Here is a 12,357-nt window from a genome sequence, read left to right as displayed (position 1 = left end):
GATTACGTATTTTACAGATAAAAGAGCAGAACCCCGGATTTTGTTGATAACAAATATGCAAAGAGAGTTCTGTTGACAGACAAGAAAATGAATAATTACTTATGTGTTTTGACCCGATTTAACTAGACAAAGGTGAAATAGAGGTTGATTATATTTTGAGGCATGGATAGGTCTTAGTCGAAACTAATTAAAATAAAAAGGGACAATATGTCTTTATCGCACTCAACTGAAAATGAGCTTATCGCCAAACCCTCTCTACCTAATCTTTTTATAGGGACATTCTCTTCTGCTTTTAGTACGACACTGCTCCTGCTTAGCCTGGCATATCTTTTTTATACTCAATCCGGGTCTATTTTCTTAGCTGGATTAGTATTTGTCATGCAGTGGTTTTCTCCTATTTTGTTTATCCAACTGATTAGTTTCTTTGCTTCAGCATCAAACATTAAACGTTCATTAGTCATTGTTGAAGTACTACAATTTGTTTTATTATCTAGTTTTTTTTATCTTCCGGCTTCAGGTATGTTAATAGCCCTTATCTTAAGAGGTTTACTCGACAGCATTTCCAAGTCAGCGCGTAACGTTTACATTAAAAATGCGCATAGCAAAAATCAGTTAGAGTCCAGTTTCAATCTTGTTAACGCGGCTCAATATGTTGGATTGTCCTCCTCAGGTATCGGGATGCTATTCCTAGATAAAAATGGTTTGGATGTCATTATTATCATTGCGATGGCCATGCATTGCATTAGCACTCTTTCTTATCTACTTATACAGCCGATTATTGTATCCACAAGTAGCACGAAGGTTAAACAGGGTTTTATAGCATTATTTTTATATGCGATAAAAAATCAACTAATAAGAAAGCCTTTTATTTATCTGCTGATTGTCACAGGGTTTTTGCAAGGTTTTCACAACATAGCCAGAGCTTCTTTACCAGCCTTTATAGAAGGTGCGGATTTAATCGATATATCTTTTTTACAGGTTGGTGTAGGGCCTGCCATTCTGTTAGGGTTAACAGCATACTCATACTTACGAAAAAAAGTAACGTCTAGGGAAACTATATTTCTAGTTAGTTCTTTCTTGTCAGCTTTAACTCTTCTGTTAGTTCCAATTTTTACTTACAAATATATTTCTGTTTTATTTTATTTGTTGTATATGTTCTTTTTTGAGATAGCTTACTCTAAACTATATAACGACATAATGTTACTCTGCACTAAAGAAGAAATTGCCAATATATCTACTGTTACACAGGTATCGGTCATGGGAGCGATGGCGATTGTTATCCTGCTTCTCTCTTCTATCATCAGCCTGACATCACCTTTTACAGCATTATTAGTGACTTCAGCGGTTATTTTTATAATGACCATTTTTCATTTCTTCTCATATCTCAGGAATAAATCATGAGTGAGATCATCAAGCACAGCAATGATCGGGTGGCGGTAATTATTGATGGCATGGGAACTGGCCGCTATTTAGCACCTGCCTTTATTTCCCTTGGATTTTCATGTATCCATATTGAAAATCAGACAGAAAAACATCCTCAGACTTCTCTCTATTACAACCCAGAACTCTATAAAGAAAACCTGAGTTTTTCAGGAAATATGGAAGGTCTCGTTGAACAACTTGGTAAATATAAAGTCTTTTCGGTATTGGCGGGTGGTGAATCAGGGGTCCAACTTGCCGTAAAATTAAGCCAGGCTTTAGCCGTGCCTGTTGCGAGCGATCGTCTTGAGGAAAGCGTTTTTCGTGATAAAAAAATGCTTTATGAGGCACTTGATTATCCCGGAAACAGATTTTTCCTTAGAGAGTTCACTAACGCTGAAAATTTAATATCAACTTGTTCAGCCTTGGAAAAAGATTTTCCATTGGTGATTAAACCACGAGCAGGGGTGCTGGCCTTAGGCGTAACTATCTGCAACCACTCCTCGGATTTAGCTTCAGCGGCTGAAAAAGCATTCAGACTTAATGACCCTTTTGGCAGGGGCGAATCTCCTTCGGTTATTGCCATGTCAAAAATCGTTGGTAGCGAGTATATGGTCAATAGTATAAGCTCACAGGGTAAGCATGTGGTTCGCGAGATCTGGCACGTGCGCAAAAAAGAGATTATGGGATCACCAGCTTATTATACCGGTGATTATATTCCTGCAGAATCACCGGTATTCTCGGTTATTGAACAGGAGGTGTTGGCGTCTTTGGAGAAGCTGGGCGTTCTAAACGGCCCCTGCCATATTGAAGTCATAGTCAATCACCAAAACCAACCCATTATTATCGATTTTGGATTCCGCTTACAGGGGATGATGGATCCGACCTTCCCGCTTGCAATTTATGGCTCCTCTACGGTACTGGATACGGTGTTATCAAGCGCTCATCAGGGCTGGTTTGATACGTTGAGAAAACCCACTAACGCCAAATTTGCCAGAACTGTCACTATTCACGCCCCTAATCCAGGTGTCATCACTCATGAAATTCACTGGGATCTGTTCTCTGTTATCCCTCAGCTACATGGTATCAGAAAAGGTTGCCAGCAAGGTGACAGAATAGCCATGACTGAGAATGGCATGAATAGCTTTGCAACTTTGTATCTTGTTGCTGAATCTTATGATGAGATTGAATCAGCAACGCAGGCTATTCATGAAATTGAACACAACAGTAAGTTTTATAGCTGCATAACCTCTTAGTTTAACTTTTGACTCCCGCAGTTAAAACCTATTGCCTAGCGGGAGTTTTAATTATGCGCAGTTCGCGCTGCGTAAAGGGTCGAACAAAGCCTTTATGATAGGGCACAATGCGCAGGATGACGGCAATTATCACGCATAGTTAGAAACAGGCAACAGGCAACAGGCAATTCCAGGCCACGACTAATGGGCCCTTAAATAATCATTATCATTATCATTATCAGTATTGGTGGTGATTCAGTGACTAAATTGTGGTGACTCATTCTCTATTTCTTAGAGCCCCGGCTCCTCCATAGTTCGTGAAAAAACGCTTTTAGCTGTAGATAGGTTTCTGTTTTCAATGCGCGAGCGCATAAAGGCGACAGCCATAGTCCCACAGAACACAGTCGGTCAGGGTCGCCGTGACGCGGCGCAGCCGCCCGATATCGATAGGTTTTACTAATCCCACCTCGCCCTGCTAAGCCAGCCCCGCTAACTGCGACGTAGAATCTTGTCCTGCGCCGTCGGAGTGGTCCGGTCGAAGACCGGGCGTATCTCCGCGTTAGCGGGCCGGTAGGGCCGCTTACGGGCGTGTATCCATAACCTGAAGCCATGCCTCCCAAAGCCATAAAATAGATAGTTACAACACCCGGCATCAAAGCCACTCTGTTCCGGGCCTACGGCCCGGGGCGGCGGGGCTTTGCAGTGGGGAGCTGGAAGCTTACCGTTTCTATGAAGCTGAGGTTTACACAGAAAACTGGAACAGAATCGTGTGTGTTGTAACTAATGTCCCTCTTATCTACTACTCCGGCTTACCTGGAAAGATATCGTTAATAGATTATCTCGTATAATTTATCTGGCATATTCATCCTTTTCTTTGCACTGACATGCTATCCAGCCTACTGAGCATCAGCCTCCACCACCCCACCTGACTTACGGAAATCAATCACCAAGGTACTGTTGACAACATAGGCGTCATACTCGGGCCCCTGAGAAAGATAGTTATGCGGCTTTGCCGCCCGAATCAGCTCAGTCGCTCTGATTGATTTTAACGGTAAGTCGGCATGGGCGATTAGCGCCTGCCAAATCCAGGGTTCTGACTCGCCCAGCATTTTCATGCGTATGTTGTTAATCAGGGGGAGATTTTTGATATTAGTTCGCACCTCAGGCGCATCATCTAATTGACCGATAAATGCCATGCTATCAATGCTGCGTGCGGGCAGTCGGTAGAAGTCACTTTTAATTTGAGCCATCACGCTAAACTCGTAGCGCTGGCTGTTGACCACCGTGTTAAAGCAGGCCAGCATCACCACCAGATGGTACAGCAGCAGAACTCCGCTCAGCCCAGCTAACCACCGCCTCAACGCAGGCCATGCCTGAACGCTGATATAAAAGCAGAACAGCAGAGTCACTCCCCAGGCTGCCAGCATGCGCGGAACAAAAACCGGGCTGGCCAGCATAAGCGAGAGTCCGGCAACGGATGCAATGGCCACTGGTAGTGTTGTTGACAGCAGCAGCAGAGTGGAGACATTGAGTCTTTGCTGCTGCTTTAACCGGATTCCAGTAATGCCAAGGCCGACGGCAGCAAACAGAACAGGCCCCCAAACAAACCCGGCTCGCCACCCAGGGTAAGCGCTGAAAAACAGGGAGTAATAACGTCTGATGCTTTCAGTCAGAATATGCAGCGCGCCCGGCCCGGGAATCAGCAGCTGATTATGCTGCATGCTGTATAAATCCGCTTTATCAATCAGGGGGCCGCTGATGCCGTATTTATAGATCAGCACAGCAATCAGCAGCGCGAATATCTTGACGCCAAGCCATTGCCAGACGGGTAAATGTTGAATAATGCGGCATACAGCCAGTAACGCCACGCAGCCAATAAACAGGTTTAAGCCGGACTGATAGAGCGTCAGAACCATCAGCAAAAGCAGCACGTCAAGGATGAGCTGCTGCAACCCGCCCGGCCTCAGCTTCAGGCTGGCCATCATCGCAATGGCGAAGGCAAGCAGGATGGTCAGACTGTCATAGGCGTAAAGCAGGCACTGCACCAGAAAAGGGTTAAGGATGATGAACAGGGGGGGTATCAGCGCCCAATAACCGGTGAGTGGGATGCGCAGCTTCTCGATATAGATCACCGAGGCAATGCTCAGCGCCAGCAGACCGATTAACAAATTAAGTGGTGAGATATCGCTAAGGTTGCTGCTGAACGATAGCATCGACTGCAGCAGCCAGGTCATTGGCCGGCCATTTGACAGCCACGCCGAGGTGCTGCCATTGAATATCCGGTACAGATCGTCACGGTAATAGAGTTTGCTGGTCCAGACCGGTAGGGTCGCCAGCAGCGCTATCGCGAAGGTAAAGACTATCTGCCGTAAACGGGAAACGGGCTGAATCTCACTGGCCGTCATTTTTCTTCCTCAGCACGCTCTCAATAATATAACGCGGCCTGTTCTTACTCTCGGTATACATGCGACCGATATATTCACCGAGAATACCAATGCCAATCAGCTGCACACCGCCGAGGAACAGCATGACCGTCATCAGCGAAGAATAGCCGGCAACCGCATTGCCCCAGATAAATTTTGATAGCACAATCCAGATACCATAAAGCAGAGAAATAACGGCGACGACGCCGCCTATATAGGTCCACACGCGGAGTGGCAGTGTAGAAAATGAGGTAATACCGTCAAGGGCGAAATTCCACAGGCTCCAGCCGTTAAATTTCGTTTTACCCACCACGCGCGGCATCCTGGCATAGTCCAGAATAGCGGTCTTGCCCCCCACCCACGGCATCATGCCTTTCATAAACACGGTGTGCTCGGGAAGTGAACAGATCGCATCAACCGTATTGCGCGATAACAGGCGAAAATCGCCAACGTTCTCTTCAATCTTCTCGCGCGCTAACACGTTATGCATTTTGTAATACCAGCGCGAGGAGATACGTTTCAGGAAGGAATCAGCACTCCGATCGCTGCGCCGCGCCAGTACCATATCCACCCCCTTCTGCTGCCAGATGGTGACCAGCTCGGGAATAAGCTCTATGGGATCCTGCATATCAACGTCCAGCGGAATAACGGCATCGCCAGTAGAATAATTAAATCCCGCCAGCAGAGCGGCTTCTTTGCCGAAATTACGACGCAAATTAACCAGCACCAGCCTCTCATCGTTGGCTATCAGTCGCTCAATCACCTCGGCGGTGCTGTCACTACTGCCGTCATTAACAAATATAAGTTCCAGCTGCAGATCGCCGAGGATATCCAGCGCGCGGTAAAAAACCGGTACGGCCTCCTCCTCATTCCACACGGGCACCACCAGAGATATCAGCATTCCGATCCTCACCTGAAAACGAAACGGTTGGCAAAAAAAAACCGATCACCAGACTTAACGCAGAAAAAATTATCAGCGTAAGGAAGGGATTGAGCACCAGTAAGTCCCCACACCAGCCGGTAAAGAGAGCGAAAAACGCCATAAAGCTGACCCACAATAGATAGCGCTTAAGCGACACAGGGCTACTGAACGTCCAGCGGGCGTTAATAAAAAAGCTCACCGTTACCGCGCAGGCAAAGGCGACTGCGTTGGCGCTGGCCTGATTAAAATGAAACAGGCTATAGCCGGTGAAAAACACCAGCCAGTGCACCAGGGTATTAAGCCCCCCGGTTAAGCCATAGCGGATAAAGGTGATTGGAATACCGTAAACGGTACCTGCAGAAATGCCCTTATTACCCATCGATATTCCTCAGGAACAGTCGCTGGCAAAACTGGTGATACACAAGCATAGCGGGGAATCTCATCATTCGCCGCGGAATATGTCTATAGCTAAAGCATTGACTTAATTTTGGATAATAAGAGAATGTTCGCTATCTCATCACCACCGTAATGAACCGGAGCATACCATCACCCGCCCTCGCTGCTTGCCATCGTTATCCAGCATGAAGACAGTTAGCACAGCCTGTGTAGCTCTCCTGCTGCTGGTCAGCTGCTCTTCGCAACCGCCAAAGTCGCTGGTTACTCCTTTCCCGGTGGTCACAAAGCCATTGCCGGTGGAACCGCAGCAGGGTCAGCCGCCGTTAAGAGGTGTCTGGTTGGCAACCGTTTCCCGCCTTGACTGGCCGCCGGTGGCCTCAATCAATGCCAGCAGTGCCGCCGCGCGCATCAGCCAACAGCAGAAAGCGCTGACCGATAAGCTGGATAAGCTGAAAAGTCTCGGTGTCAACGCCGTGTTTTTCCAGGTGAAACCGGATGGCACTGCGCTGTGGGCATCCAAAATACTGCCGTGGTCCGATATGCTGACGGGCGAGATTGGCAAGGATCCTGGCTACGACCCGCTGCAGTTTATGCTGGATGAAGCTCACAAGCGCGGTATGAAAGTCCACGCCTGGCTCAACCCTTATCGCGTGTCGGTGAACACCAAAGCGTCCACCGTTGCTGAGTTAAACCGCACGCTGTCGCTGCATCCGGCCAGCGTTTACGTGCTGCATAAAGAGTGGATCCGCACCGCCGGTGACCGCTTTGTGCTGGACCCTGGCATCCCGGAGGCGCGTGACTGGATCACCAGCATCGTGGCCGAAGTGGTGGCGCGTTATCCCGTTGACGGCGTGCAGTTCGATGACTATTTCTATGCAGAATCCGCGGGTTCAATGCTCAACGACTCTCAGACCTTCCGGACCTATGGTCAGGGCTTTGCCAGCAAAGCTGACTGGCGGCGGCACAACACCCAGCAGCTGATCGAACAGGTATCACGCACCATCAAACATCTGAAACCTGACGTGGAGTTTGGCGTCAGTCCGGCGGGGGTATGGCGCAACCTTTCGCACGATGCGGCCGGCTCCGACACGCGCGGCGCGGCGGCATACGATGAAGCCTATGCCGATACTCGCCGCTGGGTGCAGCAGGGGCTGCTGGACTATATCGCCCCGCAGCTCTACTGGCCCTTTGCCCGCCAGGCGGCACGCTATGACGTGCTGGCAAAATGGTGGGCGGATGTGGTCAAGCCGACTCATACCCGCCTCTACATTGGCATCGCGCTGTATAAAGTGGGTGAGCCGTCAAAAAATGAACCTGACTGGATGATTGGCGGCGGCGTGCCCGAGCTAAAAAAACAGCTCGACCTGAACGAAGCTGTGCCGCAAATCAACGGCACCATCCTGTTCCGGGAAAACTACCTAAACCAGATGCAGACGCAGGAGGCGGTTAACTACCTCAGAGAACGCTGGGGCGAATAGATGGCAAAGTCAGGCCGCAAAAGTTTCTGCCAGAGGCACGCCGATTAACACACAAATGTGTTAACCGGCGGCTAATAATCCCGCCAATCTATTTGGTGCTTCTCTTATGCTGAGTAACCGTAGCAAGTAAAACCCTGAAATTTTTATCAGGTTACGCTCGCTGTATCACATTCACTAAAGGGAAAGTCCAATGAAAGTACAAAAGATTGAACAGCCAGCGGCTATAGAAGTGTTAGAACCCTGGGGCAGCGTTGACGGTCTGCCGGAAACGTCGCCAATTCAGCTGTCGGGTATTCAGAAAGTGATCCCGGGAAAAGAAGATATTGATACCGGTATTTTCGAGTGCAGCGCCGGCAGCTATCGCCGCTCGGTGAAGCAGGCCGAGATAATGCACTTTCTCGCCGGCAGCGGTTCCTTCACGCCGGACGGCGAAGAGACGTTGACCTTCAAAGCTGGCGATTCCTTTTTCTTCGAAGCGAACACCGCAGGTACCTGGGTGGTCGACACGCAGATGCGCAAACTCTACGTCATTTTTGATGCGAGCTAATTTCTGCCCCCACTCCTGCTATTATCCGTGAATCATTTCGCAATACCGGACAGGAGAAATAGCGTGGCAGATTTCAACACCCTCATTGAGAACAGCGTTGGCTATGAAGAGTTCGTCAGCCAGGGGACAGCGCAGGAGATCGCGCAGCTGCGCATTGAGCAGGAGAAAACCACTCGACCGGACTTTCTCAGTCAGGAAACCACCGCGGATATCGCGGCGCTCTCAGGAAAATTCGTCATCCTGGCGGCCGCAGAGATGTGGTGCCCGGACTGCCAGCGCAATATGCCGGCAATTAACGCGCTGTGCGAGCGCTATCCTGATGCTCAGCTGGCCGTGATCACCCGCGATCAGTCAGAGTCACTGTTCAAACAGCAGTTCAATCTGGATAAAGTACGCATCCCGTTTGCCGCAGTACTGGATGCACAGCTTTCCCCGCTGGGTGCGTTTGTCGAGCGGCCAAAGTCGCTACAAAGCGGCGGTGAAGAGGCCCTGCTCGCCTACAGGCGCGGCGAGCGTCTGGCCGATACGCTTGAAGAGATTGTCAGCATTATGCGTCAAAACTAATCATTTCCTGCCCCGGTCCGCCCAACGCGGCGCCGGGTTAGCCTTCCCTTCAACCCGCTTCTTTTTCGCTATAACTCCTCATAACTCCCTGTAAATAATGAAAAGTAATACTCTGCTACTCATGCTGACAAAAATTTTACAATGATAATCTTAAAGAAAATGATTATCATCTGCATTGCGATTTCTATTCTAGCGAGATTTAATGTCGCCAAAATAGGCACGCCGCCAATAAACGCCATACCAAAAAAATAATGCTTCCGCGTGGGGAACGATGATGTCTTTTAATTTCAGGGAAAACAATGCACGGCGCATGCCGTACATGGCGACAACGTTTGCCGTCTCGCTGCTGGCACTGGCGATCAACTCATTGCTTCATCCGGCGCAGGCCGCCAGTGAGGAAACCGCTGTCGCCCAGCCCGATCTGGTGGTCGATGCCACAGTTGATAATGCCGCCGATGAGCAGCAGGACTACAGCGTTAAAACCACGCGCGCAGGCACCAAAATGCTGTTGACGCCGCGCGATGTGCCGCAGTCGGTCAGCGTTGTGACCGGGCAGCGCATGCAGGATCAAGATCTGCAATCAGTGGGTGACGTGCTGAATAATACTACCGGCGTCTCCGCCGAAATTATCGACAGTGAACGCTCGGCCTACTTCGCCCGTGGATTCCAGATAACCAACTACACATTCGACGATATCCCAACTTCCGCCAGCGATAACTGGAACTATGGCGATGCCGGGGAAGATACGGCGATTTATGACCGCATCGAAATAGTGCGCGGTTCCACCGGGCTGATGACTGGCGCGGGTAGCCCGGCGGCGTCGGTCAATATGGTGCGCAAGCACGCCGATAGTAAAGAATTTACCGGCAACCTCAGCTCCAGCTACGGCAGCTGGAATAAGCAGCGTTACGTTGCGGACGTTTCCGGTCCGCTGAACGAGGCTGGCAGCGTGCGTGGACGCGTGATAGCGGGTTATCAGGATCAGGACAGCTCGCTGGACCGCTACCACAAAAGCAAAAAATTCCTTTATGGCGTAATCGATGCTGACGTAACCGATAACACCACCGTGTCGCTGGGCTACGATTATCAGCAGAGCAATACAGGCAATCCGACCTGGGGCGGGTTGCCAACCTGGTACAGCAACGGCTCACGCACTGGCTATGACCGCCGTACCAATCCGGCGGCCGACTGGGCACGTTACAGCCTCGATTCACGTAAGGTGTTTGCAAACGTAACGCACGATTTCAATAACGGCTGGAATTTCCGCGTCAATGCCACGCACGCCGAACAAACTTTCAACGACAAGCTGCTCTACGTGATGGATTTCCCGGACGTGGTCACCGGGCAAGGCACCTCGGGCTTTGGCAGCCTCGATCGCGGTAAGCGAAAGCTGGATTCAATCGATACTTACGCCAGTGGGCCATTCGAACTGTTCGGCCGCCAGCATCAGATGATGGCCGGGGTCAGCTACAGCCGCCAGCACAATGCCACCTACAGTGCCGACGGCGCCCTCGACAGCAGCCAGATGGGCAGCTTCAACGATGCATGGAGCGGCAACGTGGCCGAACCTGAGTGGGGAGACTGGTATCAGAATGCTGACGACGTGGTGCGCCAGAAATCGGCTTATAGCGCCGCCCGTTTCTCACTGGCCGATCCCCTGTCGCTGATCCTCGGCGCGCGCTATACCCAGTGGAGCACTAACGGCAGCAGTGGTGACGTGACTAAAAACAACATCACTCCTTACGGTGGGCTGGTGTATGACATCAACGAAAGCTGGTCCGCCTACGCCAGCTACACCTCCATCTTCCAGCCGCAAACCTATCGCAACAGAGACGGTCGCTACCTCGACCCGGTTACCGGAAAAAGTTATGAAACCGGACTGAAATCCGCGTGGATGGATGGCCGCCTGACGGCAACGGTGGCGGTATTCCGCATTGAGCAGGAAAATGCTGCGCAAACCGACGGCAGCAACTTCGTTAACGGCAGCAGCGAACAGGCGTATATCAGCACGCGAGGGGCCGTAAGCAAAGGCGCAGAGTTTGAACTCAACGGCGCGTTAACCGATAACCTGCAGATGACCTTTGGCGCCACGCGCTATGTGGCCAAAACAGAGAGCGGCCGTTACAACAGCAATATGCCGCAGACTTCGTTCAAGCTATTCAGCCGCTACCAGTTGCCGATGCTGCGCGACCTGACAGTCGGTGGCGGCATCAACTGGCAGAACCGCACCTACCAGGATACTACCGGGCCGGACGGGGAAACCCAGCGTGTCTATCAGAGCAGCTATCCGCTGGCTAACCTGTTTGCCCGCTATCAGGCAACGAAGCAGGTGGCAGTGCAGGCCAACATCAACAACCTGTTTGACCGCAGTTACTATGCCTGGGCCAGCGACTACACGCTGTACGGCGAACCGCGTAACTACTCTGTCAGCCTTACCTATGCTTTCTGATAAGCGCTCCCCCCGGTTTACTGCCGGGGAGATTGACCATCGGCGGCGGCAGCTATTGATCGCGCTGGCGCTGGCCCCCTGGCTAACGGGATTACCCGCCCGCGCTGCGCTGCCAGAGCCGCGCATTATCGCCCTCGAATGGCTGCCGCTGGAGATGCTGTTTGCCCTTAGCGTGCTGCCAATTGCCGCAGCGGATACCCACGAGTATCGCCTGTGGGTGAAGGAACCCGCCCTGCCCGCCAGCGTGCTCGACATCGGGCTGCGTTCAGAGCCTAACCTCGAATTTATGGCGCAGCTTAAACCGGACCTGATTGTTTATTCGCAGGGTTACGGGCCGCACGCGCAGCAATTGCAGAAGATCGCCCCGACGATGGAGTTAGCTTTTATTGATGAGGAAGGCCAGCCCCTGGCTAAAGTGCGCAGCGGATTGCTGGGGCTGGCTGAGCGCTTAGGGAAAATGGCAGAAGCCAGAGCACATCTGGCGTGGTTTGACCAACAGCTGGCGCAAGCCCGCGACCAGCTGGTAGCCTGGCGCCAACAGCCGCTGCTGGTTTTTACACTGCTCGATGAACGCCACGTGGTGATCCTCGGTAAACGCAGCCTGTTCGGCAACGTGATGCAGCAGCTGGGCATAGAGAATGCCTGGCAGCAGCAGGACAGTTTCTGGGGAACGGCAACGGTGGGAATTGAGCATCTGGCAAAGCTGCCAGCACTGCGGGCGGTGTGTCTCGATCATGGAGATGAAGGCTTGCGCAGCCGCGTCAGCGCTTCGCCGCTGTGGCAGGCTCTTCCTTTTGTGCGCCAGAGGACGCTGCGAACGGTTCCGGCTATCTGGATATTTGGCTCAACCCTGGCGGCTCTGCGCTTCACTCATATGCTGCAACAGCTGGACAGAATCTGGCAAAACTAACGCTATCCGGCAGA

10 protein-coding genes are annotated in these 12,357 nt (G+C 51.1%); 7 read left to right on the top strand and 3 right to left on the bottom strand.

The features are described from left to right. Positions 1–207 precede the first annotated feature (207 nt). Together ID864_RS22295 and ID864_RS22290 are read left to right on the top strand one after the other, a co-directional pair. Positions 208–1,401, top strand: coding sequence for an MFS transporter (locus tag ID864_RS22295; protein ID WP_191150378.1), 1,194 nt, complete (start codon positions 208–210; stop codon positions 1,399–1,401). Further along, a complete protein-coding gene (locus tag ID864_RS22290) occupies positions 1,398–2,675 on the top strand; it encodes an ATP-grasp domain-containing protein (protein ID WP_099755172.1) in 1,278 nt (425 codons plus the stop codon). The genes ID864_RS22295 and ID864_RS22290 overlap by 4 nt, the downstream gene beginning before the upstream one ends. A gap of 875 nt (positions 2,676–3,550) precedes the next feature. On the opposite strand, the gene ID864_RS22285 is transcribed toward ID864_RS22290, so the two are convergent. From ID864_RS22285 to ID864_RS22275, 3 genes are read right to left on the bottom strand one after another with little or no spacing between them, the layout of a single operon-like run. Then, positions 3,551–5,059, bottom strand: a complete 1,509-nt coding sequence (locus tag ID864_RS22285) for a glucosyltransferase domain-containing protein (protein WP_191150377.1) — start codon at positions 5,057–5,059, stop codon at positions 3,551–3,553. Beyond that, positions 5,046–5,978, bottom strand: coding sequence for a glycosyltransferase family 2 protein (locus ID864_RS22280; RefSeq protein ID WP_191150376.1), 933 nt, complete (start codon positions 5,976–5,978; stop codon positions 5,046–5,048). Before ID864_RS22280 ends, ID864_RS22285 begins: the two co-directional genes overlap by 14 nt. Further along, positions 5,944–6,378, bottom strand: coding sequence for a GtrA family protein (locus ID864_RS22275; RefSeq protein WP_062818098.1), 435 nt, complete (start codon positions 6,376–6,378; stop codon positions 5,944–5,946). The genes ID864_RS22280 and ID864_RS22275 overlap by 35 nt, the downstream gene beginning before the upstream one ends. 202 nt (positions 6,379–6,580) lie before the next feature. Between ID864_RS22275 and ID864_RS22270 the strand changes: the two genes are divergently transcribed. The 5 genes from ID864_RS22270 (at position 6,581) to fhuD (ending at position 12,343) form a co-directional block, all read left to right on the top strand. After that, on the top strand, positions 6,581–7,873 hold the full coding sequence (locus tag ID864_RS22270; protein ID WP_048918562.1) for a glycoside hydrolase family 10 protein: 1,293 nt from the start codon (positions 6,581–6,583) through the stop codon (positions 7,871–7,873). A gap of 190 nt (positions 7,874–8,063) precedes the next feature. Continuing rightward, positions 8,064–8,420 carry a cupin domain-containing protein gene (locus tag ID864_RS22265; RefSeq protein WP_048918556.1) on the top strand — a complete coding sequence of 119 codons (357 nt, stop codon included), beginning with the start codon at positions 8,064–8,066 and terminating at the stop codon, positions 8,418–8,420. Positions 8,421–8,483: 63 nt separating this feature from the next. Then, positions 8,484–8,984, top strand: a complete 501-nt coding sequence (locus ID864_RS22260) for a thioredoxin family protein (protein ID WP_048918557.1) — start codon at positions 8,484–8,486, stop codon at positions 8,982–8,984. 274 nt (positions 8,985–9,258) lie between these two features. Further along, a complete protein-coding gene (gene fhuE / locus ID864_RS22255; RefSeq protein ID WP_224750601.1) occupies positions 9,259–11,433 on the top strand; it encodes a ferric-rhodotorulic acid/ferric-coprogen receptor FhuE in 2,175 nt (724 codons plus the stop codon). Further along, positions 11,423–12,343 (top strand): Fe(3+)-hydroxamate ABC transporter substrate-binding protein FhuD, encoded by a 921-nt coding sequence (fhuD, locus tag ID864_RS22250; protein WP_191150375.1) that lies wholly within the window; start codon positions 11,423–11,425, stop codon positions 12,341–12,343. The genes fhuE and fhuD overlap by 11 nt, the downstream gene beginning before the upstream one ends. Positions 12,344–12,357 lie beyond the last annotated feature (14 nt).

It is taken from the genome of Erwinia aphidicola (assembly GCF_014773485.1).
GTDB lineage: Bacteria > Pseudomonadota > Gammaproteobacteria > Enterobacterales > Enterobacteriaceae > Erwinia > Erwinia aphidicola.
The sequence above is the reverse complement of the archived record's forward strand: the minus strand, read 5'-3'. Positions and strand labels throughout refer to the sequence as shown.